We start from the raw sequence: 26,358 nt of genomic DNA, 5'->3' as shown, positions 1-26,358 counted from the left end.
TGAACACTCGCATCGGTAGAGCCACAGTTGCAGATCAGGAGGCCTCCGGTGAGTTTCAACGGTACGAGTGTCGGGTTGGACGTGCATGCGCTTTCGGTGGTTGCCCATGCCGTCGATGAAGAAACGGGGCGGGTTGAGCGGGCACGGTTGTGTCCCGATCACGGCGAGATCCTGGCGTGGCTAGACCGGCTGCGAGGTCCGGTACGGGTGGCCTATGAGGCTGGGCCGACGGGGTTCGGGCTCGCGCGGGCTTTGGCCGCCGCCGAGATCGACTGCGTGGTTGCCGCGCCGTCGAAGTTGATCCGTCCTGCCGGGGATCGGGTCAAGACCGATGCCCGCGATGCCGCGCATCTGACCCGGTTACTGCGTCTGGGCGAGATCACCGCGGTCACCGTGCCCGAGGCCGACGTGGAGGCGGTGCGCGATCTGGTGCGTGCGCGTGAAGACGCGCGCGCTGATCTGATGCGAGTCCGGCACCGGTTGTCCAAACTATTGCTGCGCCACGGCCGGGTGTACTGCGGTGGGCAGGCATGGAACGGGGTGCACGAAACCTGGCTTCGTCGACAACGATTTGACGATTCCCACACCATGGCGGCATTCGACCATCACTTCGACGCCGTCTTGACGGCCACCGCCGCCAGAGATCGTCTCGACCAGCAGATCGTCACCGTGGCAGCCTCGCCGCGCTGGGCTGACCCGGTCAATCGATTGGGGTGTCTACGGGGGATTTCGGCGCTGACCGGGCTGGCGTTGAGCGTCGAGATCGGTGACTGGACCCGGTTCACTGGCGCCTCGATCGGCGCCTACGTCGGCTTGGTCCCCACCGAGTACTCCTCGGGTGCATCCCGGGTGCAGGGCTCGATCACCAAGGCCGGCAACGCCCATGTGCGGCGATTGTTGATCGAGGCGGCGTGGCATCACCGGGCGGCCTACCGCAATCCTGGACCGACGATGCGGGCACGCTGGGCCAAGGTCGACCCGGCGCTCAAGGATCGCGGGCATGCCGGAAACCGGCGCCTGCACCAGCAGTGGTGCCGGTTCAACGAACGTAAGAAACACCACGTGGTGGCCAATGTCGCGATCGCCCGTGAACTGGCCGGCTGGTGCTGGTCACTTGCCACGCTGAACTAACAACCGCCACCGAACTTGATCGGAGTCAGCCGGTCGACGGCGAGGTAGGCGAACTGGATCTGCGTTACAGCTATGAGCCACAACAGCATTCCCCGAAGTACTGGTGTGACGCCCGTCCCTAGAGAGCAGCCACCGTTCGCACCGAACCATCGTCTTGCGGTACCCAACCCGCGCATATCAGTCTGACACCACCGTCGTTGACCAACGACCGCCGCGACACCGACTAACCCCGATCAAACGAAAGCCGCCCCGACGCAAAACCGGGGCGGCTTTCACCTGCCTATTGACAAACGGTGCCTACATATCAGGTGTACTGACCACGGACGTTAGGGACGCGGCGTGGCGTGGTGACATGACGAAGACCTCCGAGTGAAGTGCGAGCTGTCTAGAAACGCACCAACTCACTTCGGAGGTCTTCGTGTCCCACCGTAATGCCCCTTTGTCCGAAACTGGGCGTCTGCGTCTGGCCCGTTGTGTTGTGGAAGACGGTTGGCCGTTGCGGCGGGCCGCCGAACGGTTCCAGGTGGCGGTGAGCACCGCTGCTCGCTGGGCTGGCCGCTACCGCGAATTCGGTCCTGCCGGTATGCGTGATCGCAGCTCACGGCCTCATCACAGCCCCCACAGGACACCCACGCGCACCGAGCGGCGCATCATCAAAGTCCGGGTCATCCGCCGCTGGGGGCCGGCGCGGATTGGTTATCTGCTGGGGTTGCATCCCTTGACCGTGCACCGTGTGCTGACCCGGTATGGCCTGGCCAGACTGCGCTGGCTCGACCGCCCCACCGGGCGGGTCATCCGCCGGATGGAATCCGCGGCCTGCGGTGATCTGGTCCACGTCGATGTCAAGAAGCTGGGCAAGATCCCCGCCGGCGGCGGCTGGCGCATGCTGGGCCACGCCGTGGGCAGGGCCAATAAACAGGCCGACAAGAGCAGTGGAGTGCAAACGAAATACCGCAATCCGGTGCGGGGCTATCACTTCCTGCACACTGCGATCGATGCGTATTCGCGGCTGGTTTACTCCGAACTACTGGCTGACGAGCGTAAGGAGACCGCCGCAGCGTTCTGGCTGCGCGCCAACGCTTGGTTCAACGATTGTGGCTTCACCGTGCGGAAGGTATTGACCGACAACGGATCCTGCTATCGCTCACACACATTTCACGACGCCTTGGGTGACATCAAGCACCGCCGCACCCGCCCATATCGACCCCAGACCAACGGCAAGGTAGAGAGATTTCATCGCACCTTGGCCGATGAGTGGGCCTATGCCCGGCTCTACCGCAGCGACGCCGAACGCTGCGACGAATTCCCACGATGGCTACACACCTACAATCACCACCGCGGCCACACAGCACTCAAAGGTCAACCACCCGCCAGCCGCGTACCGAACCTCTCAGGTCAGTACACCTAGGGCCGCGTTGAGGAGTCCGACCATAGGGTCAGTCGGGTGACCATTCCCAGCGAACCCGTGCCGGTACCGGAGATCGTCTCTGACATCGCGGCGGGGCGCTCGGTAGCCGCGGTGTGGATCAACGAACTGGGCGGCGTGACGTTCGGGATCGACGGCGGACGCGAGTTCGTGAAGGTGTACCCCGACGCCAACGCGCACCTGTTGGCCGCCGAGGCGCCACGGCTGCGCTGGGCGCGGCGCTACACGCCGGTGCCCGAGGTGCTGGGCAGCGGACCGAGCTGGCTGCACACCGCAGGACTGGCGGGTCGCTCGGCGGTGGACGCGCGCTGGGCCGACGATCCCCGCACCGCCGCCCGGGCCATCGGCGTCGGCCTGCGGCGAATGCACGACGCGCTACCGGTCGCCGACTGCCCCTTCGGGAAGCCGCCCTGGGTGCCCGACGACGCCCCGCCTGCCGACCGCCTCGTGGTGTGCCACGGCGACGCCTGCTCGCCCAACACGCTGATGGCCGACGACGGCACGTTCAGCGGGCACGTCGACCTGGGCGATCTGGGCGTCGCCGACCGGTGGGCCGACCTCGCCATCGCGACCCTGTCGCTGGACTGGAACTTTCCGACCGACGGCCCCGGCGGCTTCGCGGAGGCGCTGCTGAACGCATACGGCGTCGCACCGGACGTCGACCGGATCGCCTACTACCGGCTGGCGTGGGACGAGGAGGATCCGCTGGCGGGCTAGACTCGCCGCGGGCAGACACATCGCAGCGAAAGGGTATTTGTGCAGGTCACGAGCGTCGGGCATGCCGGTTTCCGGATCGACACGAAGGCCGGAAGCATCTTGTGCGACCCGTGGGTCAACCCGGCGTACTTCGCGTCGTGGTTTCCGTTCCCCGACAACAGCGGGCTGGACTGGGACGCGCTGGGCGATGTCGACTACCTCTACGTGTCGCACCTGCACCGCGACCACTTCGATCCGAAGAACCTGCGCGAGCACGTGAACAAGGACGCGGTCGTGCTGCTGCCCGAATTCCCGGTGCCCGATCTGCAGCGGGAACTCGAGAAGGTCGGCTTCCACCGGTTCTTCGAGACGACGGACTCGGTCAAGCACCGCGTCAGTGGGCCCAAGGGCGATCTCGACGTGATGATCATCGCGTTGCGTGCGCCCGCCGACGGCCCGATCGGCGACTCCGGTCTGGTGGTCGACGACGGAGAAACAGTGTGCTTCAACATGAATGACGCACGCCCCGTCGACCTGGACGTGCTGCACGCGGACTTCGGTCAGGTCGACGTGCACATGCTGCAGTACTCCGGCGCGATCTGGTACCCGATGGTCTACGACATGCCCGCGCGCGCGAAGGAGGCATTCGGCACCCAGAAGCGCCAGCGCCAGATGGACCGCTGCCGTCAGTACATCGCGCAGGTCGGCGCGACGTGGGTGGTGCCATCGGCCGGTCCGCCGTGCTTCCTCGATCCTGACCTGCGCCACCTCAACGACGACCACGGCGACCCGGCGAACATCTTCCCCGACCAGGTGGTGTTCCTCGACCAGATGCGGTCACACGGGCACGACGGCGGGCTGCTGATGATCCCCGGGTCGACGGCGGATTTCACTGGCTCGCAATTGAATTCGCTGACACATCCGGTGCCCGACCCCGAGACGATTTTCACCACCGGCAAGGCCGACTACATCGCGGACTACGCCGAGCGGATGGCGCCGGTGCTCGCCGCGGAGAAGGCGAACTGGGCGCCCGCCGCCGGGGAGCCGCTGCTGGAGCCGCTGCGGGTGGTGCTCGAGCCGATCATGCTGCAGAGCGATCAGATCTGCGACGGCATCGGATATCCCGTCGAACTACGGCTCGGCAACGAAACCGTCGTGCTCGATTTTCCGAAACGCGTGGTGCGCGAACCCATTCCGGACGAGAAGTTCCGCTACGGGTTCGGCATCCCGCCGGAGTTGGTCCGCACCGTACTGCGGGACAACGAACCGGACTGGGTGAACACCATCTTCCTGTCCACCCGGTTCTCTGCCTGGCGGGTCGGTGGCTACAACGAGTACCTATACACGTTCTTCAAGTGCCTTACCGACGAGCGGATCGCCTACGCCGACGGCTGGTTCGCCGAGGCACACGACGACACCGCATCGATCACGTTGGACGGCTGGGAGATTCAGCGGCGCTGTCCGCATCTGAAAGCCGACCTGTCGAAGTTCGGTGTGGTCGACGGCGACAAGCTGACGTGCAATCTGCACGGCTGGGAATGGAACCTTCAGACCGGACGGTGCCTGACCACCAAGGGCCATCAGCTTCGGAGTGAGCGGAAGTGAGTGGTCCGCGCCAGTACTACGACGACGGCCTGATCCAACTGGATCAGGAGGCAATCACGTTGCGGCGCTATCACTTTCCGTCAGGGACCTCGAAAATAATCCCGCTGCGATCGATTCGCGGCTACAAGGCCGAGCCGCTGGGTCTGTTCACCGAGCGGTTCCGCATCTGGGGCAGCTCGGACTTTCGTCGGTGGCTGCCGTTGGACGTGTGGCGGCCGATCAAGTCGACGCTGGTGACGCTCGACGTGGAAGGCGCGCGGCCGAAGCCGGCCTTCACCCCGCAGCGGCCGAAGGAGTTCCTCGCAAGACTCGACGAACTGCTGAAGAACTAGCCGCGCCGCCTCAACTTCCTGACCGCCCACACCGCAGGCAGCGCCGGCAGCAGCCACGGTCCCGCGATGATCACCGGATCCATCCACGTGTGGTTGTGGTCGACCCGCTTGCTCGCCGTCCTTGCGCGCACGCCGCCGTGGGTGAATTCACTGCGAACACCGGTCTCGGTAAAGGGATTGTCCGGGTGCAGCGTGGCGAACGATCGGAGATGGTTCTCGGCGGCGTCGACGCGGTCGGCCGCGATGAGCAGCAGCCAGTGCGCCGCACGCCCCTCGCTGTAGCGCCGGTACGCGAACCTGCGGATCTTGCCCGACAGGCCCCGCAGCGGTGCCGAGGTGCCGAACACCGGCGTCAGGAACTTGTGCTCGATGGATCGTTCTCGCGGTGATCCCTCGGGCTGTCGGTCCGGGAAATGCCAATGGGCACCGGTGGATTCGGGATCATAGGTCATCTTGGGCACCGCGGGTCTGTCCTTGGGGTCCCGGTCGACCCCCCAGCCGGGGATGCGTGCCCGGAGTTCGTCGATGTCGGGTTGTTGCGGGCGTTCTGCGGTGTACGGCATGTGTTCGCTCCGATGTTCAGGCGGCCGATGGCACGATGACCGGTTTGATGCAGCCGTCGAGTTTGGCCGAGAAGATGTGGTAGGCGTCGGCGATGTGTTCGAGCGGAATGCGGTGCGTGACAATGTCGCTCGGCTTGAGGTAGCCGTTCTGGATGTGTGTCAGCAGCCGCGGCCATTGGCGCTTCACCGGACACTGGTTCATCCGCAACGTAAGCCCCTTGTTCATCGCGTCACCGAACTTCACTGCGCTGAAGATCGGGCCGTAGGCGCCCATCACGCTGACGGTGCCGCCCTTGCGCACCGAGTCGATGGCCCAGTTCAACGCGATCGGTGAACCGCCCTGCAGTTTGAACTTCGCCGCCATCACGTGCTGCAGGAAGTTGCCGTCGGCCTCCGCGCCCACCGCGTCGATCGCGACGTCAGCGCCGAGATAGTCGGTGGTCTTCTTCATCTCCACCACGACGTCGGCGCAGTCGGCGAAGTTGACGGTCTCGGCCTGGGCGAACGACCGGGCCTTGTCCAGCCGGTATTCCAGATGGTCGACGACGATCACCCGGCCCGCGCCCATCAGCCACGCCGACTTGGCGGCGAACAGTCCTACCGGCCCCGCGCCGAACACCACCACGGTGTCGCCCTCGACGATGTCGCCGAGTTGCGCGCCGAAGTAGCCGGTGGCCAGCGCGTCGGTGCACAGCAGCGCGTCGTCGTCGTCGAGCCAGTCCGGGATGACCATCGGGCCCACATCGGCAAACGGCACCCGCACCAATTCCGCCTGCCCGCCGTCGTAGCCGCCGCACGTGTGGGAGTACCCGTAGATGCCACCGACCGCGGTGGCGTTGGGATTCACGTTGTGGCAATTGGAGAACAGGCCGCGGGCGCAGAAATAGCACGACCCGCAGTAGACGTTGAACGGCACCATCACCCGGTCGCCGCGGTTGAGGTTCTGCACCGACGGCCCGACCTCCTCGACGACGCCGATGAACTCGTGCCCGAACGTCATCCCGACGCGGGTGTCCGGCATCATGCCGTGATACAGATGCAGATCCGACCCGCAGATCGCCGCGCGCTGCACGCGCACGATCGCATCGTTGGGGTGCTCGATCTTCGGAGGCGCCTTCTCCTCCACCCGCACCTTGTACGGGCCGCGGTACACCATCGCGCGCATGGGTTTCCTCCTCGGTGGTTCCCGAGGCGATACCCCGCGCCGCTAGCGCGAAACCTTCGGCTCGAGCAATTCGGTCCCGACATACGGCACGAGCGCGTCGGGCACCCGCACACTGCCGTCGGGTTGCTGATGGTTCTCGAGGATCGCGACCAACCACCGGGTGGTGGCCAGCGTGCCGTTGAGGGTGGCCGCGGTCTGCGGCTTGCCGTTCTCGTCGCGGTAGCGCACCGAAAGCCTGCGGGCCTGGAAGGTGGTGCAGTTCGACGTCGAGGTCAGCTCCCGGTAGGTGCCCTGCGTCGGCACCCACGCCTCGCAGTCGAACTTGCGCGCCGCAGACGACCCCAAATCGCCTGCAGCGACGTCGATTACGCGATACGGCACCTCGATCTGCGCGAGCATCTGGCGCTCCCACCCGAGCAGCCGCTGGTGCTCGGCCTCGGCATCTTCGGGCTTGCAGTAGATGAAACCCTCGACCTTGTCGAACTGGTGCACCCGGATGATGCCGCGAGTGTCCTTGCCGTAGCTGCCTGCCTCGCGGCGGAAGCACGATGACCAGCCCGCGTAGCGCAACGGCCCGTCGGACAGGTCGATGATCTCGTCGGCGTGGTAACCGGCCAGCGGCACCTCGGAGGTGCCGACCAGATAGAGGTCGTCGGCCTCGAGTCGGTAGACCTCCTCGGCATGTGCACCGAGGAAACCGGTGCCCGCCATCACCTCGGGACGCACCAGCACCGGCGGGATGACCAGCGTGAAGCCGTTCTCGGTGGCCAGTCGCACCGCGAGTTGCAGCAGGCCGAGCTGAAGCAGCGCGCCGGCGCCGGTGAGGAAGTAGAACCGCGAGCCCGACACCTTCGCGCCGCGCTCCATGTCGAGCAGGCCGAGCGACTCGCCGAGTTCCTGGTGGTCCTTGGGGTTCTCGATGGCCCTTGGCTCGCCGACGATGTCGAGCACCGCGAAGTCGTCCTCGCCGCCCGCAGGCACCCCGTCGATGATCACGTTGGAGATCGCCATATGCGCTGCGGTGAAAGCCTTCTCGGCCTCGGCCTGGGCGGCCTCGGCGTTCTTCACCTTCTCGGCGAACGCCTTGGCCTGTTCCAGCAGGGCCGGCCGCTCCTCAGGCGACGCCTTGCCGACCTTCTTGCTGACGGCCTTCTGCTCGGCGCGCAGGTTGTCGGCGGTCGACACCGCGGACCGGCGAACGGCGTCGGCTTCGACGAGCGCATCGACGAGGCCGGGGTCTTCACCGCGGGCCCGCTGGGATGCGCGCACCACGTCCGGATTTTCGCGCAAGAGCTTGAGGTCGATCACGGCCGCAACCCTACTTTTGCGCGGCGAGCGCGGCGCCCTGACCCCCGGACAGCCACAACCTCGTAACGTTACATTCGCATCACTTGTCACAGCACCTGACACGCCTGTCACAATGGAGCGGATGTTGGAGGCACCCGAGCGCGAGGAAACCCTCGTGGGCTCGCAAGACAGCGAGGTCGGACAGCCGTCGGAGCGGGTGGCGTGGTGGCAGAGTCTGCAGGCTACGCCGACGCGCCGTGCGCTGCTGCTGACCGCGCTCGGCGGTCTGCTCATCGCGGGCCTGATCACCGCGCTGCCGACCAATGACCCCAGCGGGCTGACCGCCAGCACCATCTCCCTCGGCCCGCGCGGAAACGACACGTTCAACCACGCGAAGGCGGGTGACTGCCTCAACTGGCCGGACCGCACTCCGGACGCGGCGCAGATCGTCGACTGCAAGGACGAGCACCGCTTCGAGGTCGCCGAGTCGGTGGACATGCGCACGTTCCCCGGTAGCGAGTACGGCCCGGAGGCGGCGCCGCCGTCGCCGGCCAGGATCCAGCAGATCAGCCAGGAGCAGTGCTCGGCGGCCGTCACGAACTACCTCGGCGCCCGCTTCGACCCGAACAGCCGGTTCACCGTCAGCATGCTGTGGTCGGGCGACAAGGCGTGGCGTCAGCAGGGTGAGCGCCGCATGTTGTGCGGCCTGCAGTTGCCGGGGCCGAACAACCAGCAGTTGGCGTTCAAGGGCAAGGTCGCCGACGTCGACCAGTCGAAGGTGTGGCCTGCGGGCACCTGCCTCGGCATCGACCCCGGCACCAACCAGCCCACCGACATCCCGGTCGACTGCGCCGCCCCGCACGCGATGGAGGTCACCGGAGCGGTCAACCTGGCCGAGAAGTTCCCCCAGGGGCTGCCGCCCGAACCCGACCAGGACAGCTTCATCAAGGACGCGTGCACCAAGATGACCGACGCCTATCTGGCGCCGATCCAGTTGCGCAGCACCACACTGACGCTCATCTACAGCACCATCTCGCTGCCGAGTTGGGCGGCGGGCAGCCACCAGGTGTCGTGCAGCATCGGTGCGACGCTGGGCAACGGCGGGTGGTCGACGCTGCTGAACAGCGCCAAGGGCCCGCTGATGATCAACGGGCAGCCGCCGGTCGCCCCGCCTGACATCCCGGTGGAACGGCTGAACCTGCCGCCGATCCCCGCGGTCGAACCGCCGCAGGACACGTCATCACCGTCGCAGTCGCAGTACAGCACCAGCCAGAGCGACGACAGCCAGCAGACGCAGCACATGCCGGGCCAGCAGTCCTCCAGCGGCAGCCAGTCCACGACGAGCACCGCGTCGTCCACCGCCGCGCCGCCGCCCGGCAACACGTTCCTCAACGGTCCGCCTCCGCCGCCCGGTGCGCCGCTGGACGGACCGCCGCCGCCGGATGCTCCGCCGCCGCCCGACGCTCCGCCGCCGCCTGGTGCGCCGCCTCCCCAAGAGGCCGCGCCGCCGCCACCACCGCCAGGCGACCCGGCAGCGCTGCTTCCGCCACCGCCGGCGCCGTAGCGGCATGGCCGTGCGGATGAGCCCGCAGCGGTTTGAAGAACTGGTCTCCGACGCACTCGATCTGATCCCGCCCGAACTCGCCGCGGCGATCGACAACGTCGTGGTGCTGGTCGAAAACCGCAATCCGGACGAGCCCGACCTGCTCGGCCTGTACCAGGGTGTGGCGTTGACCGAACGCGATTCCTACTACGCGGGCTCGCTGCCCGACACGATCACCATCTACCGCGACGCGCTACTCGACGTGTGCGATGACGAACACCAGGTGGTCGACGAGGTCGCGATCACGGTGATCCACGAGATCGCCCACCACTTCGGCATCGACGACGAGCGACTGCACGAACTGGGCTGGGGCTAATGTGCGCGTGGGCCCACACCGAAGGTAGGGGACAGACGCAAAAGGCCCCGACACGCCGCGGATTTGGGGCAGTTTGCGTCTGCCCGCGCGAGAGACTGGCCCACATGAGTACTGAGTGCCGCGAGTGTCTGGCGGGGCTCGAGCATTGTCACGGCACTGTCATCCACCACGCCTGGCATCGCGCGGAGTGCACGGAGGACGGCTGCGTCACCCCCGAGGTGATGCACGCGTTCAGCGTCGACTGCGACGCGGTCGGATGCACGTGCGGTGTCCGGATCTCAGCCCATCGGGTCGGCTGACGACAGCGCATCCTCCACCGGGTGCACATCCGGTTCCGGGTAGAACGGCGGCGTCAACGTCGACCACTGCACGCAGCTCCAGCGTCCGTCGGTAATCGGCGACAACACAACGGATTCGGTGTTGGCCAGGTGATGGTCGAGCGCGAAGCTGCTCTCCACACCGGCCAGCACGGCCGACACCAACCGGATCGCCGCGCCGTGGCTGACCACGATGATGTCGCCGTGCCATGCGTCGTCGTCGAGATAGCGCATCCGCAGTTGGGTGAGCACCGGGACGTACCGGTCGAGCACCTCGTTGCCGGTCTCGCCGCCTGGCATCGGGACGTCCAGTTCGCCCTCGTGCCAACGCTGGTACACCGTCTCGAATTCGGTGATCGCCTCGTCGTCGTTGCGGTCTTCGAGTTCACCGACCTGCACCTCGTGCAGCCCGTCGAATTCCAGTGGCTCGAGGCGGACTTCGGTGCTGATCTCAGCTGCGGTCTGCGCGGCGCGCACCGCGACGGAGTGCGTGATCATCGCCGGGGCGTGCGGCAGGCCGCGGGCGAACGCGCGCGCCTGATTGCGACCGACGTCGGTGAGTTCGGCGCCCGGCGGCCGGGTGTCGAGCCGACGGTCGACGTTGGCGAGTGACTGTCCGTGCCGAACAAGGACCAGTCGACCGCTCACGGCTTGCCCTCACGAAGCCGCGCCAACCACTCCGATGCCTCGTCGAGTTTCGGCGGTGCCGCCCCTGCATCCGACCCTGTCGGCCAAGAACCTAGAAATCTCACGTCTGCACAACGACGGTGCAGCGCTTTGAGTGCCTCGGCGACCGCTTCGTCGGCGATGTGGCCGACACAGTCGAGGAAGAAGAAGTAGGTGCCCAACTCCTTTCGGGTGGGCCGGGATTCGATACGGGTGAGGTCGATGTCGCGGATCGCGAATTCGGTCAACGCGGAGACCAGTGCGCCGGGAACGTTGTCCAGGCGCAGCACCACCGAGGTGCGGTCGGATCCGGTGCGCTGCGGCGGCGGGGCCGGCGTGCCGACCAACACGAACCGGGTCCGCGCGTTGGGCTCGTCGACGACGTTGGTGGCCAGCGCGGTCAGCCCGTGCCGGTCGGCGGCCAAGGCGGTGGTGACGGCAGCGTCCGCCCGGCCCTCGACCACGTCGACGGCTGCCGCGGCGTTGGAGTCGGCCGCCTGGAACTTCGCCTCACTCAGGTGCTCTGCCGCCCACCGCTGCACCTGGGCGCGCGCCACCGGATACGCGGCGATCGACACGGGTTCGGTGACACCTGCGCGCACCGCGATGGTGAACGAGATGTCCAACGTCGTCTCGGCGAAGATCTGCACCGGCACACCGGTGGCGAGGTTGTCCAGTGTCGGCAACACCGACCCGTCGATGGAGTTCTCGATCGGTACGCACGCGTAGTCCGCGTCACCTGCCCGAACCATCTCCAGCGCGACCTGCGGGCTGGCGGCCGGATCCGGTGTGATGCCGGAACCGCCGGGGACCAGACCGTCGGCGGACATCTTCAGCAACGCCGCCTCGGTGAACGTCCCTTCGGGTCCGAGATAGGCGATGCGCGGCACATTTCAACACTATCCGGTGCGGGGTGGCCGCCCCTGACGCCGCGGCGGTAGGTCTTGCGGCCCGGCCCACGATCTTGTTAAGTAAGCCTTACCTCACTACGGAAGGCGGGGCGATGGCAGGTGCAGCACCCACGACGGCGGAACGAATCCGCAGCGCATGCATGCGGGCCGGCGACGCGATGCTCGCCGTCGAGGGTCTCGAGCCCATCTGCTCCCCCGTTCACCACCTGCTCGACGACGGATCGTTCGCGATCACGGTGCCGGGCGACGGCATCCTGGCCCCGATGGTGGTGGCGGCAGGCACCGCCGGTGTGCAGGCGGTGCTCGAGATGACCGACTATGCCCCGCTGCCGTTGCGCGAACCTGTGCGCTCGCTGGTGTGGATCCGCGGCCGACTGCACGGCGTCCTCGACGGTGAAGTCGCCGCCCTGCTCGACCTGATCGCCACCGAAGACCCGAGTCCTGCTCTGCTGCAAGTGAATTCCGATTACTCGCTGATGCGACTCGAGATCGAGTCGGTGGTGGTCGCCGACGCCACCGGTGCCGAGGCGGTCGGCGTCGGGGCCCTGCTGGACGCCAAACCCGATCCGTTCTGTGCGATGGAGTCGTGCTGGCTCAAGCACATGGAGTCGGCGCACCGCGAGGTCGTCGACCGGTTGGCCAGCAGGCTGCCGATGCCGCTGCGCCGCGGCCGGGTGCGGCCGCTCGGCCTCGACAGGTACGGGGTGCAACTGCGGGTCGAAGGCGACGACGGCGACCACGACGTCCGGCTGCCGTTCCCCCGGCCGGTGGACGACGTGACCGGCCTCAGCCAGGCCATTCGGATCCTGATGGGGTGCCCGTTCCTGAACGGGCTGCGCGCCCGCCGACTCTAGGAGGTGGCGGCCGCTACCGTATCTCCGGTGACAGGGCCGCCCGACGAACTGACCGAACCGCAGCGACGCGGCATGCGCATCGAGATCGCCGTCGTTCTGGCGGTGACGTTCGGGCTGTCGGCCTATACCGCGTTCCTTCAACTGATCGAGGCGGTACTGCTCGGCCTCGCCGGCCAGCGGGTGGCACTCAACCCACGCCGCTCCCCCTTCGACCTGATCGACCTCGGCCTCAATCTCGCCGTCACATTCCAACTCGTCGCATGGGGCACGCTTGCGGTATACCTGTTGTGGCGCAGCGGTTTTGGCCCCGCGAAGATCGGCATCGGCAAGCTGAGCTGGCGGTCCGACGTCCTCGGCGGCATGGGTTTGGCTGCGCTGATCGGCGTGCCGGGACTTGGCCTGTATCTGGCCGCGCGGGCACTCGGCCTCAGCGCGCACGTCGAACCCGCGGAACTCAACGACACCTGGTGGCGGATTCCGGTGCTGCTGCTCACCGCGTTCGCCAACGGCTGGGCAGAGGAAGTCGTCGTGGTCGCGTTCCTGCTCACCCGACTACGCCAACTCGGGGTCAACCCCGTCGCGGCCATGCTGGCCTCCAGCCTGCTGCGCGGCGCCTACCACCTGTACCAGGGTTTCAGCGCGGGCCTCGGCAATGTGGTGATGGGCCTCGTCTTCGCCTACGTGTGGCGGCGCACCGGCAGGCTGTGGCCGCTGATCATCGCGCACGGAATCATCGACTCGGTGGCATACGTCGGATATGCGCTTGCGCAGGGACATCTGAGCTGGCTGTCGTAAGTTCGAAGCTGTGAACGACAACCGGCCGCCATTCGATCCCAGGATGCGCCGGGAGCCGCCACACGTGATCCGTCGCGATCCGAACTACCGACCGCCGCCCCAACGGCGGCCCACCCAGACCACCGCACCGACCGCCACCGATCGCCCAGCGGCCACCGCCCCCACCGCGGCCGAAAAAGGCTCGGCACAAACGACATTGGGGCCGGATCGTGATGGCCGTGCTGCTTGTGTTCGTCGTGGCGGTGGTCGCAGGCGGCTGGGGGATGGACACCTCACTGCACCGCACCGCCGCGCTCGCCGACTACCCGGAGCGGCCCGCCGCAGGCAGCGGCACCACGTGGCTGCTGGTCGGCTCGGACAGCCGTCAGGGCCTGACCCCTGCCGAGCAGGCCGAACTGACCACCGGCGACGATATGGGCAACGGCCGCACCGACACGATCCTGCTCGTCCACATCCCCAGCATCGCGTCGAGCACGCCAAGCACCATGGTGTCGATTCCGCGCGATTCCTACGTGCCGATCCCCGGCTACGGCCAGGACAAGATCAACGCGGCGTTCTCCGAGGGCGGCGCCACCCTGTTGGCGCAGACCGTCGAGCAGGCCACCGGCGTCCGCGTCGACCACTACGCCGAGATCGGCTTCGAGGGGTTCGCGACGATGGTCGACGCGGTCGGCGGCGTGACGATGTGCCCGGCCGAACCGATCAACGATCCGCTCGCCGGCATCGATCTGCCCGCGGGATGTCAGAAGCTCGACGGGCGCAACGCACTCGGGTTCGTCCGCTCCCGCGCCACGCCGCGGGCCGACCTGGACCGGATGATCCACCAGCGCGAGTTCATGTCGGCGCTGCTGCATCGCGCCGCCAGTCCCGCGGTGCTGCTCAACCCGCTGCGCTGGTATCCGATGGCGCACGCGGCCAGCGGCGCGCTCACCGTCAACGAGGGCGACCACATCTGGGATCTGGCCCGGCTGGCGTGGGCGTTGCGCGGCGACATTACGACGACGACCGTGCCGATCGGCGAATTCACCGGCAGCGACTCGGGTTCCGTCGTGGTCTGGGACAGCGACAGCGCCGGCAGGCTGTTCTCGGCGCTGAACTCCGACTCGCCGATTCCCCAGGACGTCCTCGACGCCGCCCAACCCGGCTAGTCGCGGCCCGCGCCCGTCAGACCGTCCTGCAGCCACGCCTTGGTGCGGCCGGGATGGTTGGTCGCGACCCACGCCACGCCGACGTCGCGGCAATACCGGACGTCCTCGTAGTGGTCGACGGTCCAGCAATACAACGCTCGGCCCTGCGCCGCCGCCCTGTCCACGAGTTCGGGATGTTCGCGCAGCGTGGCGATCGACGGCCCGACGGCGGTCGCGCCGACGGTGGTGGCGGCGCCGCCGCCCAGATATCGCGAGGTCTCGCCGAGCAGAACCGTCGGCAGCATCGGTGCCGCCCGGCGGATCCGCCACACCGCCGCGGCCGAGAACGACATCACCACGGCCCGGGAACGGTCCGCCGACGCCGGTGCCGCGATGCCGTAGCGGTGCAGCAGCGCGAGCACCTTGCTCTCGACCAGCGCGCCGTAGCGGACGGGGTGCTTCGTCTCGATGAACAGCTTCACGGGCCGGTTGTGGTCGAGCACCAGCGATACCAGGTCGTCGAGCGCGAGCAGTCCGGTGTCGCCCTGCTCGCCGTCGTCGCTGCGGCTGGGATGCCATCCCCCGAAGTCGAGTTCACGCAATTGGGCCAGCGTCATCTCGCTGACCAGACCGGTGCCGTTCGACGTGCGATCGACCCGGCGGTCGTGCACGCAGACCAGGTGTCCGTCACGAGTGAGCCGAACGTCGCATTCCACCCCGTCCGCGCCTTCCTGCAGCGCGAGTTCGTAAGCCGCCAGGGTGTGCTCCGGACGTTCCGCGGATGCGCCGCGGTGCGCCACCACGAACGGATGGCCGCCGAGCGCGCCGTCGCCCGAATTCATACGGCTATGCTGCCGGGTTCTGCCCTTCAGACTCAACCGCAGCGGTCGGTTCAGGAGTCTGACGAGTCTGTTGCGCGTCGTCGTCTCGCACGACCACCCAGCGCCTGGAGGGCCGCTCGACGGGTTGGCGCTCGAAGCCGAGGAACACCTTCATCGCCAGCAGCAGCGTGGCCAGCGTCAGCAGGTAGGCGATGATCGTGGTGACCGTGTTGTCCGCGATGCCCTGCGGATCCGTGGTGAAGCTGGTCGCGATCGAGAAGATCGACACGACGTAGCTGAACACCCAGACGATCCACCACACCACAATGGGTCTGCGCAACGTGCTGAGCCGCTCCTCGACGCCTGCCAGCTCGATGACGAACACCGGTGCCCAGAACAAATTCACAAGCGGCACAAGGCAACCCAGCCGCAGCGACGGCGGGGTCCGCGGGTCGTCTTGCCGGTGGTGGGCGTATGCCGCGGCGCGCCGCGCGATCAGCCAGTTGGTCAGCACCACCAGGCTGGCCACCACCATGAACAGCGCGATGACGCTGACGAGCACACCGAGCCAGGTAGCGGCGAATGCCACGAACCTGTTCAGCAGCACCGACCGGTTGACGATCAGCAGCACGTACCGAATCAGGTGTACCAGCGCGGCGGCGCCGAGCACCGCCATCGTCGTGACAAGGACGCCACGGACCATCGCCGGGGAGGGGCCGCTACGGGGCGGCGCCGTCTGTTGTTCGGGGGCATCGAAATGCTCGAGCAGCCCCCATCTGGGGACGGCCGCATAGCGAGGAGTGGGCCCGAGCGGACGCTTGCGGCGGCGCGGCGGCGGGGCGGTACCGGGGCGCACCGCGATCCAGCGGTAACCGGCTGGCAATTGCGGCGGCGTGCGGCCGTGGCCGACGGGCGGCGCGCTGGCACGCGCACTCCACTCCGCTCCGGACTCCGGGCCCGACGGTGCGAGCAGTGTCCCGTTGCACCGTGGGCACCACACCCGTCTGCGGTCGCGCACGTTCCACCGCGTTCCGCACTGGGAACACACCTGAATCATTTGGCTCTCAGGCTCCTCGCGTCCGCACCTTCAACGCGACCAGCCTAGCGGCGGCCGGTCAGATGACGCCCGTGCCGCCGTCGTCGGTGATCACAGGGCGGCCCGCACCCGCCCACGCCAGCATGCCGCCCGCGACGTTCACCGGGGCGTAGCCGTTACGCGCGAGGTACTGCGCGACCCGCTGCGACCGGCCGCCCGCGTGACACACCACGTACAGCGTCGCGTCGCCGTCGATCTCGTCGAGGCGCGACGGCACCTGTCCCATCGGAATGTGCTGGGCGCCCGGCGCGTGGCCGCGCTGCCATTCGTCGTCCTCACGCACGTCGAGCAGGATCACCGACCCGTCGAACGTCGGGGGAACATCGGCGATCTGTGCTTGCGCGACCTCGACCTCGTCCATGGCGTTACATGCTGACACGAGGACCGCCGGCGCACTACCACACCCGCCAGTGACTGACGCGTCGATTTGGTGTCAGCAATGCCGCACTATCCACAATTTCCACAGGTTCATCCACAGGCCTTCAGCGGCCGAAACACCGTTTGAGCCGCCGAATCTGTGTACTTGCTGAAGATTACTGTGGATAACCTTGCGTGGGTTCTCCCAGCCGATCAACAGGGCGATGGCCCCCGAGCGAAATGGGTTGGCCCACTAACTTTCCGGCGGCGAGGCCGCCGCGGCGGTCGCCGCTGTCCGTCTGTCGGCCGACGCGCGGCAGGGCCTTCGCTGATGGCCAGGTGGGCGTGGCGGCGTTTGCTGGAGCACCGGATTTCGCAGCGGGAACAACAGGGGTTATGATCGGCGTCACAGGAGAGGTCTGTGACAGATCTCACTGGGGGAGGACCAAGAACGTGCAGGTCAGGAGGGGTTGATGGCGTCACATCCGATGGGTCCGGGGTCCGCTGTACCGCCCTCTGAGTGGCATACCTCCGCCAATGTCTACACCCGCGCGCAGATGATGGCGTGCCTGCGCGCCGGTGTCATCGCGCTCGTACTGCTGGGCATCCTCGCCCTGATCGTCCTGTACTGATCTCGACAGAAAAAAGCCGCCGGCTTGGTGACCGGCGGCTTCTGTGTTGACGAATGAGGTCTGTCAGGCAGGCGGGTAGACACCCATCTGCTTGCCCTTGTCGGTCTGCCAGAAGATGTCGGCGATCTCGTCGATGGTCTTCAGCAGCTTCTCGGCGACGGCGACGTCGAGCGACTTCTTGACGTCACCCGCGCCGTGCACACCGTCCCAGAACAACTGGTGCAGGTTGGGGAACTGCTCGAAGTGATCCTTGGCGAAGAAGTCGGCCCACAGCACCATCAGGTGATGCTTGACCTCCTCGGCCTGCCGCTCCTTGATGATGATGCAGCGAGCCTTGAAGTGGTCGTCGTCAGAATCGTGGTACTTCTGAATCGTCTTCAGGCACGACAGCGCTTCGATCTTGGCCTGCGCGGGGTCATAGACACCGCAGTACAGGTCGCAGTGGGCATGGGCTTCAGTGGCGTTCGCGAAAAGTCGATGCAGCATGGCTTTAACCTACCCTTCGGGAGTGGCGGGAAACTACCGGTGGCCAGTGAGATCACCGTTGCGAACGTTCAGGGTCGTCGACCAGTCGATGCGGCCGGCGCTCACCGCGGGTGACGGGCTGATCGTGATTCGCGGCGGCACCCCGCAACGAGGCCAGATCCGGGTGTTCCGCGACCCGCGCCGCTCGACGCGCTGGCTCGTCAAACGTGTCGGTGATGTGCACGGGTCGGGCCGCGACGCGATCTTCGAGGCACGCTCGGACAACCCCGGCGCCCCGGGTTCCGTCGACTCCCACGAGTTCGGCTGGGTGTCGGCGGCCGATTCCTACCGAGTGCTGTGGACCGTGAAAGCCCGGTCCGGCTAATCGACGTGCCGCCCAAAGTTTGCCGCTGCCACCCGTGTCCGCTTGCGGGCAGGTTTGACAAGTCGCATCCTGGTGAAATCGATCCACAGGCGTGTCGCGGATGATCCGAACACCGATGGCGCGGAGGCGAGATGGACATGGGGTCTGGTCGGGCAATCGAGATTGCCCCGTTTCATTCACATGGATCACTCAAGGGCTTCGTAATTTCCGGCCGCTGGCCCGACTCGACCAAGGAGTGGGCACAGCTACTGATGGTCGCGGTCCGGGTCGCCTCCCTACCCGGATTGCTGTCCACCACAACGATTTTCGGTGCCCGAGAGGAACTGCCCGACGAGCCCGAGCCCGGCACCGTCGGGCTGGTGGTGGCGGAAGGCCCGGTCGTCGGCGAAGCGGCGGTTCCCCCTGGGCATTTCGCCGACCATCAGCCACCGGCGCTGCTGATGCTTCATCCGCCGTCGGAAACCATGCCGTCACTGCCGGAGTGCACCGGCGCCGCGTCGGGCTGCGTGCTGCTGCCCGGCATCCCTTATCTCGGCCTCGAGCATCGCGCCGCCTGGGTGGAGGCGGAGGCTGACGGAACGGTGACGTCGATGGTGAGCCGCGTCGGGGTCGACCCGATCAGCCACCCCGACACCGCCATCCTGGCGATGCTGCTTGCGGCTTAAGGGATTCGACCGATTCGATTCGACCTCGGCCGCGATCGCATGGTTGCTCCTCGACGCCGCCCTCGGACTTCAGTGGGTCGCCGTCGGGGTCACGACAGCTATTGCCGTCACCGCTGCCGCATCGGCCACACGGCGCTCGTCCGCAACCGCCGCAGGCATTCGCGCGGACTGCCACCGCGCGAATCGTCGTAGCATCCGCACTGACCGCCGGCTGGCTACTGTCGGCCGAACGGCTGACCTGCTTCGGTGGATCCGCTCGCTATCGCGTCTTACGTGGCCCGAAGTGCCAAAGGTCACACCTTTTGGAGCCTGTTGCGTGTGCAACTAGCAAACACTGGTTTCCACTCTCGTTCGTGGCAGGGGAGTTGCCCGTGGTGAACATCAGCATTCGTGTGACGTCCTGTATACAACTTCCAGGAAAGTCATTGGTAGCGACCCATTATTATTTGCTTCGTCGCACCGTAGGATGACGGTGCCGGCTCACACCGACAAGCCGTTAAGACCTGTAGCGGCCACACGAAACGAAAAGGCGGGTTAACTTTTCAGCGGTTTGCACTTGGTTGTGGGCACAACTCTCGCTACGATGATCAGCAAATACGCCGCCCTACAAACCCGCTCGTCAAGCATGTGGAGGTCAAATCGATGAGCAACACGTTCGCCGCTCGGCTAAACCGGCTGTTCGACACGGTTTACCCGCCGGGTCGCGGTCCGCACACGTCCGCTGAAGTCATCGCCGCCCTGAAGGCCGAAGGCGTCACGATGTCGGCTCCGTACCTGTCGCAGCTCCGCTCAGGCAACCGCACCAACCCATCGGCAGCCACCATGGCCGCCCTTGCCAACTTCTTCCGTATCAAGCCGGCGTACTTCACCGACGATGAGTACTACGAGAAGCTCGACAAGGAATTGAGCTGGCTCGCGAATATGCGCGACGAGGGCGTTCGCCGCATTGCGGCGCGCACAGTCGGCCTGTCCGCAGAGGCGCAGCAGGACATTGTCCAGAAGGTCGATGAGCTGCGTCGCCGGGAGCACCTGGACGATTAGCCCGCCGTCCGCCGCATCGCGGCGCCCGGCGAATCTGGGAAATTCGGTCTGCTAGACCGTCCCCGTCTTGGCGAGAGCCAGCTGGCGATATTGCTGTGCGATCTCGAGGATCCACTCGCGGTCCGAATATGTCGTCGGCTGGCGTAGCCAGCCAAGTCCAGGGAAGTTAGCGCTGGCGTTCTCCGGCGCGTCCTCTCTGCCGTCATAGATCCACTGCGCGATGGTGTGCGCCTGCTCCTGCGGCGGCACCGGCGGCGATTCGAGCTCCGACAACTCGGTGATCTCTTCGGCGTCTTCGAGGTCGGGCGTCGACCGGGCGCCCACGCGCCGCTTGCGCGCGGCGTCGGCAGCGGTGGCTTCCAGGAACAGCGCATCTGAAATCAGCGACATCCGCTCGGCCACTCGGAACACCAGCGGTCCGCGCGGCCGGACCCCGATGCCGACATCGGGATGTCGCCTACCCAGTTCGGTGAGCAGCGGCTGGATCGTGCGCAGCTCGTAGCGCGCACCGAACCAGTCCTCGATGCTCGGCAACAGCGAGCCGGCGGCGACGACCAGCATGGCGCAGCCCAGCAGCGTCGCTGCCGCCCCGACGCCAATTAGTTCCGTGCTACCGGCCATCCGCAACAGGAAGAATGCCGAGGCCAGCACGATCAGCACGATGCCGAAGGTGAACACGAACAGGGCGCGGCCGCGCCTGCTGCGGTTCGAATGCCGCATGCCCGCCCACGACACCAGCGTCAGCGCGAGGAACACGTAAAGCAGCGGGAGCAGCCAGGGCAACCTGCCGTCGCTGGAACCCAGGTTTTGCTTGAGGTAGGCCTCCGGCGCCATCTCCGGTTGCTGGCCGCTGGAGAAGAAGGTCACCAGGCTCACGACGGCGATGACGCCGGCAACGCTGTACTGCGCGATGGCGATTTTCTTGATGGTCGCCGGCGACTTGTTCGACGCGACGGTGGTGATCATCACGCAACTGCCCGCCGCGCAGCCGATCAGCGCCACCTGCGACAACCCCATCGCGATGTTGTTCCAGTGCAGCAGGGTGTCGAGCATCAACGTCAACGGCTGCCAGTTCAGCGCAGCCACCAGCCCGAGGCTGCCGAGCGCGAGAATCATCGCGGTGCTCACCAGCGACTGCTTGTTGACCAGGGCCCAGCCGATACGGAGGCCGGTCGCCAATCCGAGCAGACCGGCGATCACCCAAATGATCAACCAAACGCCTCTCCGAGTCGGACCTGAACAATCGACGAGCGATCCGACGGTAGTCGACCAAGCCGGTAGATCAGCAGGGCCGCGAAGTCCTCGGCTTCCTGTTCGGCGTCCTCACCGGCGGGACCCATGCATCCGGTCCGCTGGTTGAGCATGTAACCGATCAGATCGGAGCTGGCCATCTCGGTGTTCTCCCTGGCCGCCTGGACCACGGGGATGCCCTCGTGACCCAGCACCAGATGGCCGAGTTCGTGGGCCAGGGTGCGGTCCCACGCGGGTAGGCCCTTCTGGATCAGGAAGACGTCGCGGTCGGCGTATTGGCGCCACTGCCCGCACACTCCTGGTGGCAGGTCGGCCATTTTGAGTTCTATCGGCCGGTTACGATCCTCGCTCACGGCATCGACGAGGCGAGGCAAAGAGACTTCCCCGCGGCGTGGGGCAAGATCGAGCACCGCGCTGACGGCGCGGGTGACGCGGCGACTGGCAGGCATACAACCCCCTTTCGACGTCCACTATGCGCTGTCCGCCCCGGTTTGGACGGGCAGTTCCATCAGTTCACAAACCGCGCGGTGGCACTGGTGTGCACCGCCCGGCCCGCCTTCGCCTGGCGATAGCCAACCAATCCCCCGGCGCCGGTGAGTACTAGCATGCCCGCTACGCCGGGCACTGCCAAGGCCGCGACCTGGGACAATCCGGCGTTCCGCAAATAGTCCGCGTAGCCGATCCGGTATGTCGCGGGAGGCACTGCGGCGTTGCTACCAGCGTTGGCTGGCAGCGGTTCCCGGCCTGCGGGCGGTTCCGCCGATACGGCGCGCGGTGCTGCCGGCAACGCCGGGCCCGCGGGTGCGCCGCCTGCGCCGAGGCCTGCGGGCGGCGCGATGATGACCGGCAGGGTGATCGGTGGGATCGGCAACTCGACGGGTGCGGCACCGACGTCTGGGACGCTGCTGATGGCAGGCGGTTCCGACGCGGCCGGCGGCAGTTGCATCTCCGGCGGCAATGCCCCGCCGCCTCCCGGGGCCTGCGGAACGGCGCCGCCGCCCCCGCCCGGTGCAGGCAGCCCGACCGACGAAGTCGTGGTGGACGTACTTCGGGTAGTGGTATCGGTCTCGGTCTGCGTCTCGACGGTCGATGAGTCAGTTGCCGTCGAAGGCGGCGCCGACGAATTACTCGTACCGCAACCACGGGCCTTGCCTTTGGGCTTCTTGTTGCCGCAATTGTGGTTGCTTGGGCTCGCGCTGTTGTTACTTCCTGTCGCGGTCGCGGTGCTCGGGCCCTTATCGGGAGTGGGGTTCTCCTTCGTCCCGCCGCTTTCGTGCTCGCCCGGCGCATCCTTGCCCGGCGGGTCATCGGTGTGCGAACCAGGCTGCGGTGGGGCCGACGGATCGGCGAGAGCCAGCGCGCCGCCCAATCCGCAGAAGAAGAGGCCGACGGTCACTATGCAGGCCGACGCGGCGCCGTGCACACGCGAACCCACGTCGTCACCACCCTTCGCGGCGTCAACAGCGCCTATTCACGAGATCCGTTAATTCTTGCACAGCCATGGCAAACGGCTCGCTGTGGATTTCCAAGTACCCGCCGACGGGACACACCGAAACGCCCGATGGTCCGGACGATAGTGTTGGATCTCCAATTGCGGACGAGATCACTGGGAGGCCGACGGGATGAGCCTGTTCAAGCGCAAAACCCGTGCCACCCGCCGCGCCGAGGCCCGCGCCATCAAGGCCAAGGCCAAGCTCGAGGCCAAGCTGGCCGCCAAGAACGAAGCGCGTCGCATCAAGTCGCAGCAGGCGGCCGAAACCAGGGCATTGAAGGCGCAACTGCGGGCCCAACGTGACAGCGACAAGGCCGCGCTGAAGGTTGCCGAGGCTCAGCTCAAGGCTGCCCGCGAAGGTAAGTTGTTCTCCCCCACCCGCATTCGGCGGATGCTCACAGTCACCCGGCTGCTCGCGCCGATCGCGGTGCCGCTGTTCTACCGGGCCTCCATCGCCGCGCGCGGCTACCTCGACGAACGCAAGGCCGCTCGGCTCGGCGTCCCGCTCGCCCAGCTGGGCCAGTTCTCCGGGCACGGCGCCGAGTTGTCGGCCCGGATCGCGGGCGCCGAGCAGTCGTTGCGCCTGGTCGCCGAGAAGAAGCCCAAGGACGCCGAGACCAAGCAGTTCGTCACCGCCATCACCGACCGGCTGCGTGACCTGTCGGCCGCCGTCACGGCCGCGGAGAACATGCCGGTGTCACGCCGTCGCGCTGCGCACGACGCGATCGCCAAGCAACTCGACGGCATCGACGCCGACCTGATGGCCCGGTTGGGCCTCGTCTGACCGACGTGTCGACCGCCAATCCCGCTGCGCGCCTTCGCGGTACGGCCGCGGGATTGCTGACCGCCGCGCTGGCCGTCGCCGCGCATGCGGTGGGCAGCGGCGCGGCCCCGACAGGCGCGGTCGTCGGCCTGCTCGCGGTGCTGGCCGCGACCGTCGGCGCGCTGGGCGCCACGATGGCCCGCGCCGCCGATGTCAGGGTGCTACTGGGCCTGCTCGCCGCGGGCCAACTCTGCGGACACGTCGTCCTTGGCGCCGTCGGGCACAGCCACGCGGCTGCGACGGCTCCGCCTGCCGCCGTGATGCTGGCGGCTCACGCGGTCGCCGTCGCAAGCGGCGCGCTGCTGATCGCTGCCAGCGACCGACTGTGCCGCGCGCTGTCTCACGCCGTGCGTGCCGCGGTGCGCAGCGTCGCCGGGCCCGTCACCGTCGCACCCGTGGTGGCGGTCGACGACGCCGACCAGCCGCCGCGTTGGGTTCTTCTGCTCGCTGCTTCGATGTCGCATCGGGGTCCGCCGGTCAGCCACAGCCGCTGAACCGACACCCCTTCGACACACGAAAGCCACAATCGAATGCGAATCAGTACCCGGGCGTCCTCGCGCGCCCTCATCACCGCTGCGGTGATTCCCGTCAGCCTGCTGGCCGGCGCCGCTCCCGCGTCGGCCCATGTCCACGCCGACGCGGACAATCCGGCACCCGGCTCCTATTCGGTGGTCACCTTCAGGGTGCCCAACGAATCCGAAAAGGGCGCTTTGACAACGCAATTGAGCGTTGCATTACCCAATGTCGCCTCGGCGAGCACCGAAGTCATGCCGGGCTGGACCGCCAAGCTGGACCGCGACGCGGCCGCCGGAACGGTCAGCTCGATCACCTGGACCGCGGCGCCGGGGGCCGGGATTCCACCGGACCAGTTCGCGCTGTTCCGGATCTCGGTGAAGCTGCCGGACACGCCATCCATCAGCCTGCCCGCCACGCAGACGTATTCGGACGGCACGGTGGTGAAGTGGGACCAACCCACCCCGCCCGGCGGGGAGGAGCCCGAACACCCGGCGCCCGAGATCGCGCTGACAAGCGCGTCGGCCTCGACGCCCGCGGCCGACGACACGGCGCGCTGGCTGGCCGGCGGTGCGCTGGCGGTCGCCGCCGTTGCGGTCGCGTCAGCCTTACTGATACGACGTCGAGCATGAATCGCCTCATCGCGACACTGCTGTTGGCCATCTCGCTGACCACGGCGGCGGTGGCAGGCGCCGGTGTCGCATCGGCTCATGCGACCCGCGTGGCGACCGACCCCGTCGAGAACACCGAGTTGACCCAGGCGCCGCACAAGGTCAGCGCGATGTTCAAGGAGGCACTGCAGACACAGTTCGCCGCGATGACGGTCGTCGGCCCGGACGGCAACCTCTGGTCGACGGGTGAACCGCATATCGACGGCGCGGTCGTCAGCGTCGGGGTGCGGCCGCTCGGCCCGGCCGGCACGTACACGGTCAATTACCGGGTGACGTCTGCCGACGGTCATGTGGTGTCCGGATCGTGGTCGTTCACGCTGACTGTCGCGGGGACCGGCACACCCGGTCCGTCGGCGTCGGCGACGCAGCCGCATGACGACGGCATTCCGGTCTGGCCGTTCTTCGTCGCCGCCGGACTGATCGTCGCGGGCGCTGCGATATGGGCGGTGCGGCGACAGCGGTGACGCCGCTGTTGTCGGCGGTGGTGCGCGCGGCGGCCGACCTGTCGGCCGTCGTCGCGTTCGGTCTTGCCGTCGTGCCGATGCTCGACGTGCCCCGCTACCGCGACGAGTTGATGCGGCGCGCCACCGGTCCGTTGACGATCGTGGCGGCGGTCTGGTTCGTCGCGGAACTGCTGCGCCTCGTCGTGGAGACCGCCGAGGCGGCGGCGCTCGGGCTGCCCCGGCTGGGCGTGCACACGGTGCTCGACTTCGCGTTGCACACCGCGCCGGGGCGCTCCGCGCTGTTCAGTGTGGTCGCGGCGGGTCTGGTGGGGCTGGTCGCGGTGGCGCCGCGGACTGCGGCGACGAACGTCGCGGTCGCTGGTGTGGCGGCGGCCGGGGTGGCCGCCCGCCCGCTGACCGGCCATCTGTCGGAGAGCCCGGTGGGCGGGTTGGCGGTCGCCGTGCACACGCTCGCGGCGGCGCTCTGGTGCGGCACGCTGGCCGCGTTGGTGCTCACGGTCAGGCACCGCGGCCAGTGGGCCAGGGTGCTGCCGCGGTTCTCCCAGCTGTCGCTGGGTTGTGTAGCGGCGCTGCTGGCAGGCGGCGTGGTCGGGGCGGTGATCACGCTGGGCTCGCCGAGCCAGCTGGTCACGACGGGGTACGGCAGGCTGCTGACCGCGAAGATCGTGCTGACGGTGGCTCTGGTGCTGTTGGCGTACCGCAATCGCACGATGTGGGTGCCCGCCGCGCGTGCGCACCGGGCCACCGCGGTGGTGTCACGGTCGCGGGCGTTGTTCGAGGTGGCGATCATGGCGGTCGCGCTGACGCTGGCGGCCGCGCTGGCAGTGACCGGTTAACGCCGTACCCGGCCCTGGCATGATGGGAGCCACTGCCGGCTAGAGGAGACAG

32 protein-coding genes are annotated in these 26,358 nt (G+C 67.4%); 20 read left to right on the top strand and 12 right to left on the bottom strand.

Translation table 11 applies throughout. The annotated features are described in order from the left end of the window. Positions 1–48 precede the first annotated feature (48 nt). The 5 genes from C1A30_RS27135 to C1A30_RS27115 all read left to right on the top strand — a co-directional run bounded on the left by C1A30_RS27135 (position 49) and on the right by C1A30_RS27115 (position 5,190). Positions 49–1,131, top strand: coding sequence for an IS110 family transposase (locus tag C1A30_RS27135; RefSeq protein ID WP_200828173.1), 1,083 nt, complete (start codon positions 49–51; stop codon positions 1,129–1,131). Between the two features lie 418 nt (positions 1,132–1,549). Next, positions 1,550–2,539 (top strand): IS481 family transposase, encoded by a 990-nt coding sequence (locus tag C1A30_RS27130; RefSeq protein ID WP_101951374.1) that lies wholly within the window; start codon positions 1,550–1,552, stop codon positions 2,537–2,539. A gap of 36 nt (positions 2,540–2,575) precedes the next feature. Further along, complete coding sequence (locus C1A30_RS27125; protein WP_200828443.1) at positions 2,576–3,274, top strand: aminoglycoside 3'-phosphotransferase; 699 nt, start codon at positions 2,576–2,578, stop codon at positions 3,272–3,274. A gap of 39 nt (positions 3,275–3,313) precedes the next feature. Further along, entirely contained in the window at positions 3,314–4,858 is a 1,545-nt protein-coding gene (locus tag C1A30_RS27120) for a Rieske 2Fe-2S domain-containing protein (RefSeq protein ID WP_101951373.1), read from the top strand. Beyond that, positions 4,855–5,190: a hypothetical protein gene (locus tag C1A30_RS27115; RefSeq protein WP_067799922.1), complete on the top strand. Its 336-nt coding sequence runs from the start codon at positions 4,855–4,857 to the stop codon at positions 5,188–5,190. Before C1A30_RS27120 ends, C1A30_RS27115 begins: the two co-directional genes overlap by 4 nt. Here C1A30_RS27115 and C1A30_RS27110 read toward each other — a convergent pair. Genes C1A30_RS27110 through serS form a run of 3 tightly spaced genes read right to left on the bottom strand, consistent with a single transcriptional unit; the run spans position 5,187 to position 8,226 of the window. Next, positions 5,187–5,753, bottom strand: coding sequence for a hypothetical protein (locus tag C1A30_RS27110; RefSeq protein ID WP_101951372.1), 567 nt, complete (start codon positions 5,751–5,753; stop codon positions 5,187–5,189). The genes C1A30_RS27115 and C1A30_RS27110 overlap by 4 nt on opposite strands. Positions 5,754–5,769: 16 nt before the next feature. Continuing rightward, entirely contained in the window at positions 5,770–6,918 is a 1,149-nt protein-coding gene (locus C1A30_RS27105; RefSeq protein WP_101951371.1) for a zinc-dependent alcohol dehydrogenase, read from the bottom strand. 42 nt (positions 6,919–6,960) lie between these two features. Then, positions 6,961–8,226 carry a serine--tRNA ligase gene (serS, locus tag C1A30_RS27100; protein ID WP_101951370.1) on the bottom strand — a complete coding sequence of 422 codons (1,266 nt, stop codon included), beginning with the start codon at positions 8,224–8,226 and terminating at the stop codon, positions 6,961–6,963. A 112-nt stretch (positions 8,227–8,338) separates the two neighbouring features. Here serS and C1A30_RS27095 point away from each other — a divergent pair, with 112 nt between their 5' ends. The 3 genes from C1A30_RS27095 (at position 8,339) to C1A30_RS27085 (ending at position 10,423) form a co-directional block, all read left to right on the top strand. Continuing rightward, the gene (locus C1A30_RS27095) at positions 8,339–9,769 is read left to right on the top strand and encodes a septum formation family protein (protein ID WP_101951369.1); all 1,431 of its coding nucleotides are present in this window, start codon (positions 8,339–8,341) and stop codon (positions 9,767–9,769) included. Between the two features lie 4 nt (positions 9,770–9,773). Continuing rightward, entirely contained in the window at positions 9,774–10,124 is a 351-nt protein-coding gene (locus C1A30_RS27090; RefSeq protein ID WP_200828442.1) for a metallopeptidase family protein, read from the top strand. Between the two features lie 104 nt (positions 10,125–10,228). Then, a complete protein-coding gene (locus C1A30_RS27085; RefSeq protein ID WP_101952912.1) occupies positions 10,229–10,423 on the top strand; it encodes a hypothetical protein in 195 nt (64 codons plus the stop codon). On the opposite strand, the gene C1A30_RS27080 is transcribed toward C1A30_RS27085, so the two are convergent. After that, positions 10,403–11,089: a histidine phosphatase family protein gene (locus C1A30_RS27080; RefSeq protein WP_101951368.1), complete on the bottom strand. Its 687-nt coding sequence runs from the start codon at positions 11,087–11,089 to the stop codon at positions 10,403–10,405. The genes C1A30_RS27085 and C1A30_RS27080 overlap by 21 nt on opposite strands. After that, positions 11,086–11,997 (bottom strand): prephenate dehydratase, encoded by a 912-nt coding sequence (gene pheA, locus C1A30_RS27075; protein ID WP_101951367.1) that lies wholly within the window; start codon positions 11,995–11,997, stop codon positions 11,086–11,088. The genes C1A30_RS27080 and pheA overlap by 4 nt, the downstream gene beginning before the upstream one ends. Before the next feature lie 113 nt (positions 11,998–12,110). On the opposite strand from pheA, the gene C1A30_RS27070 reads away from it, so the two are divergent. From C1A30_RS27070 to C1A30_RS27060, 3 genes are all read left to right on the top strand, one after another. After that, positions 12,111–12,872, top strand: coding sequence for a DUF2470 domain-containing protein (locus C1A30_RS27070; RefSeq protein WP_101951366.1), 762 nt, complete (start codon positions 12,111–12,113; stop codon positions 12,870–12,872). 27 nt (positions 12,873–12,899) lie between these two features. Beyond that, complete coding sequence (locus C1A30_RS27065) at positions 12,900–13,667, top strand: CPBP family intramembrane glutamic endopeptidase (RefSeq protein WP_101951365.1); 768 nt, start codon at positions 12,900–12,902, stop codon at positions 13,665–13,667. Positions 13,668–13,879: 212 nt separating this feature from the next. Next, positions 13,880–14,815, top strand: a complete 936-nt coding sequence (locus C1A30_RS27060) for an LCP family protein (RefSeq protein ID WP_101951364.1) — start codon at positions 13,880–13,882, stop codon at positions 14,813–14,815. On the opposite strand, the gene C1A30_RS27055 is transcribed toward C1A30_RS27060, so the two are convergent. Genes C1A30_RS27055 through C1A30_RS27045 form a run of 3 tightly spaced genes read right to left on the bottom strand, consistent with a single transcriptional unit; the run spans position 14,812 to position 17,072 of the window. Next, positions 14,812–15,636, bottom strand: coding sequence for a glycerophosphodiester phosphodiesterase (locus C1A30_RS27055; protein ID WP_101951363.1), 825 nt, complete (start codon positions 15,634–15,636; stop codon positions 14,812–14,814). The genes C1A30_RS27060 and C1A30_RS27055 overlap by 4 nt on opposite strands. A 4-nt stretch (positions 15,637–15,640) precedes the next feature. Then, on the bottom strand, positions 15,641–16,672 hold the full coding sequence (locus tag C1A30_RS27050; protein ID WP_101951362.1) for a DUF4328 domain-containing protein: 1,032 nt from the start codon (positions 16,670–16,672) through the stop codon (positions 15,641–15,643). Between the two features lie 58 nt (positions 16,673–16,730). Then, positions 16,731–17,072, bottom strand: a complete 342-nt coding sequence (locus C1A30_RS27045; RefSeq protein WP_101951361.1) for a rhodanese-like domain-containing protein — start codon at positions 17,070–17,072, stop codon at positions 16,731–16,733. Between the two features lie 469 nt (positions 17,073–17,541). Here C1A30_RS27045 and C1A30_RS35865 point away from each other — a divergent pair, with 469 nt between their 5' ends. Next, positions 17,542–17,700: a hypothetical protein gene (locus tag C1A30_RS35865; protein ID WP_200828441.1), complete on the top strand. Its 159-nt coding sequence runs from the start codon at positions 17,542–17,544 to the stop codon at positions 17,698–17,700. A 63-nt stretch (positions 17,701–17,763) separates the two neighbouring features. Here the strand turns inward: C1A30_RS35865 and sodN are convergent, their stop codons facing one another. Beyond that, entirely contained in the window at positions 17,764–18,186 is a 423-nt protein-coding gene (gene sodN / locus C1A30_RS27040; protein WP_101951360.1) for a superoxide dismutase, Ni, read from the bottom strand. Between the two features lie 58 nt (positions 18,187–18,244). On the opposite strand from sodN, the gene C1A30_RS27035 reads away from it, so the two are divergent. The 3 genes from C1A30_RS27035 (at position 18,245) to C1A30_RS27025 (ending at position 20,256) form a co-directional block, all read left to right on the top strand. Then, on the top strand, positions 18,245–18,550 hold the full coding sequence (locus C1A30_RS27035; protein ID WP_101952911.1) for a S26 family signal peptidase: 306 nt from the start codon (positions 18,245–18,247) through the stop codon (positions 18,548–18,550). A gap of 131 nt (positions 18,551–18,681) precedes the next feature. Then, positions 18,682–19,215 carry a peptidase gene (locus C1A30_RS27030; protein WP_101951359.1) on the top strand — a complete coding sequence of 178 codons (534 nt, stop codon included), beginning with the start codon at positions 18,682–18,684 and terminating at the stop codon, positions 19,213–19,215. 642 nt (positions 19,216–19,857) lie between these two features. After that, positions 19,858–20,256, top strand: a complete 399-nt coding sequence (locus tag C1A30_RS27025; RefSeq protein WP_067796606.1) for a helix-turn-helix transcriptional regulator — start codon at positions 19,858–19,860, stop codon at positions 20,254–20,256. Positions 20,257–20,307: 51 nt separating this feature from the next. On the opposite strand, the gene C1A30_RS27020 is transcribed toward C1A30_RS27025, so the two are convergent. From C1A30_RS27020 to C1A30_RS36225, 3 genes are read right to left on the bottom strand one after another with little or no spacing between them, the layout of a single operon-like run. Next, complete coding sequence (locus C1A30_RS27020) at positions 20,308–21,468, bottom strand: hypothetical protein (protein ID WP_101951358.1); 1,161 nt, start codon at positions 21,466–21,468, stop codon at positions 20,308–20,310. After that, the gene (locus C1A30_RS27015; RefSeq protein WP_067796552.1) at positions 21,465–21,956 is read right to left on the bottom strand and encodes an ImmA/IrrE family metallo-endopeptidase; all 492 of its coding nucleotides are present in this window, start codon (positions 21,954–21,956) and stop codon (positions 21,465–21,467) included. The genes C1A30_RS27020 and C1A30_RS27015 overlap by 4 nt, the downstream gene beginning before the upstream one ends. A gap of 59 nt (positions 21,957–22,015) precedes the next feature. Next, positions 22,016–22,942, bottom strand: a complete 927-nt coding sequence (locus C1A30_RS36225; protein ID WP_235010223.1) for a hypothetical protein — start codon at positions 22,940–22,942, stop codon at positions 22,016–22,018. A 187-nt stretch (positions 22,943–23,129) separates the two neighbouring features. Between C1A30_RS36225 and C1A30_RS27005 the strand changes: the two genes are divergently transcribed. The 5 genes from C1A30_RS27005 to C1A30_RS26985 are packed head-to-tail and all read left to right on the top strand — an operon-like array spanning position 23,130 to position 26,306. After that, positions 23,130–23,783 carry a DUF6474 family protein gene (locus C1A30_RS27005; protein ID WP_101951357.1) on the top strand — a complete coding sequence of 218 codons (654 nt, stop codon included), beginning with the start codon at positions 23,130–23,132 and terminating at the stop codon, positions 23,781–23,783. Beyond that, a complete protein-coding gene (locus C1A30_RS27000; RefSeq protein ID WP_369974211.1) occupies positions 23,780–24,316 on the top strand; it encodes a hypothetical protein in 537 nt (178 codons plus the stop codon). Before C1A30_RS27005 ends, C1A30_RS27000 begins: the two co-directional genes overlap by 4 nt. Before the next feature lie 36 nt (positions 24,317–24,352). Next, positions 24,353–24,967, top strand: coding sequence for a YcnI family protein (locus C1A30_RS26995; RefSeq protein WP_101951355.1), 615 nt, complete (start codon positions 24,353–24,355; stop codon positions 24,965–24,967). Further along, complete coding sequence (locus tag C1A30_RS26990; RefSeq protein ID WP_101951354.1) at positions 24,964–25,470, top strand: copper resistance CopC family protein; 507 nt, start codon at positions 24,964–24,966, stop codon at positions 25,468–25,470. Before C1A30_RS26995 ends, C1A30_RS26990 begins: the two co-directional genes overlap by 4 nt. After that, entirely contained in the window at positions 25,467–26,306 is an 840-nt protein-coding gene (locus C1A30_RS26985) for a copper resistance D family protein (protein ID WP_235010222.1), read from the top strand. The genes C1A30_RS26990 and C1A30_RS26985 overlap by 4 nt, the downstream gene beginning before the upstream one ends. Positions 26,307–26,358: the final 52 nt, after the last annotated feature.

This window comes from Mycobacterium sp. 3519A, assembly GCF_900240945.1.
Lineage (GTDB): Bacteria > Actinomycetota > Actinomycetes > Mycobacteriales > Mycobacteriaceae > Mycobacterium.
Note: the sequence above shows the minus strand (reverse complement) of the source record. Positions and strands in the feature narration are given on the sequence as shown.

Excerpts from the sequence above, each read along its gene's own strand:
- C1A30_RS35865 (WP_200828441.1), top strand. The coding sequence starts at position 17,542 with ATGGCGTCACATCCGATGGGTCCGGGGTCCGCTGTACCGCCCTCTGAG.
- C1A30_RS27090 (WP_200828442.1), top strand. The coding sequence starts at position 9,774 with ATGGCCGTGCGGATGAGCCCGCAGCGGTTTGAAGAACTGGTCTCCGAC.
- C1A30_RS27060 (WP_101951364.1), top strand. The coding sequence starts at position 13,880 with ATGGCCGTGCTGCTTGTGTTCGTCGTGGCGGTGGTCGCAGGCGGCTGG.
- C1A30_RS27085 (WP_101952912.1), top strand. The coding sequence starts at position 10,229 with ATGAGTACTGAGTGCCGCGAGTGTCTGGCGGGGCTCGAGCATTGTCAC.
- C1A30_RS27005 (WP_101951357.1), top strand. The coding sequence starts at position 23,130 with ATGAGCCTGTTCAAGCGCAAAACCCGTGCCACCCGCCGCGCCGAGGCC.
- C1A30_RS27110 (WP_101951372.1), bottom strand. The coding sequence starts at position 5,753 with ATGCCGTACACCGCAGAACGCCCGCAACAACCCGACATCGACGAACTC.
- C1A30_RS27030 (WP_101951359.1), top strand. The coding sequence starts at position 18,682 with ATGGACATGGGGTCTGGTCGGGCAATCGAGATTGCCCCGTTTCATTCA.
- C1A30_RS27055 (WP_101951363.1), bottom strand. The coding sequence starts at position 15,636 with ATGAATTCGGGCGACGGCGCGCTCGGCGGCCATCCGTTCGTGGTGGCG.
- C1A30_RS27015 (WP_067796552.1), bottom strand. The coding sequence starts at position 21,956 with ATGCCTGCCAGTCGCCGCGTCACCCGCGCCGTCAGCGCGGTGCTCGAT.
- C1A30_RS26995 (WP_101951355.1), top strand. The coding sequence starts at position 24,353 with ATGCGAATCAGTACCCGGGCGTCCTCGCGCGCCCTCATCACCGCTGCG.
- C1A30_RS26990 (WP_101951354.1), top strand. The coding sequence starts at position 24,964 with ATGAATCGCCTCATCGCGACACTGCTGTTGGCCATCTCGCTGACCACG.
- C1A30_RS27050 (WP_101951362.1), bottom strand. The coding sequence starts at position 16,672 with ATGATTCAGGTGTGTTCCCAGTGCGGAACGCGGTGGAACGTGCGCGAC.
- C1A30_RS27045 (WP_101951361.1), bottom strand. The coding sequence starts at position 17,072 with ATGGACGAGGTCGAGGTCGCGCAAGCACAGATCGCCGATGTTCCCCCG.
- C1A30_RS27095 (WP_101951369.1), top strand. The coding sequence starts at position 8,339 with ATGGAGCGGATGTTGGAGGCACCCGAGCGCGAGGAAACCCTCGTGGGC.
- C1A30_RS27070 (WP_101951366.1), top strand. The coding sequence starts at position 12,111 with ATGGCAGGTGCAGCACCCACGACGGCGGAACGAATCCGCAGCGCATGC.
- sodN (WP_101951360.1), bottom strand. The coding sequence starts at position 18,186 with ATGCTGCATCGACTTTTCGCGAACGCCACTGAAGCCCATGCCCACTGC.
- C1A30_RS27105 (WP_101951371.1), bottom strand. The coding sequence starts at position 6,918 with ATGCGCGCGATGGTGTACCGCGGCCCGTACAAGGTGCGGGTGGAGGAG.
- C1A30_RS27025 (WP_067796606.1), top strand. The coding sequence starts at position 19,858 with ATGAGCAACACGTTCGCCGCTCGGCTAAACCGGCTGTTCGACACGGTT.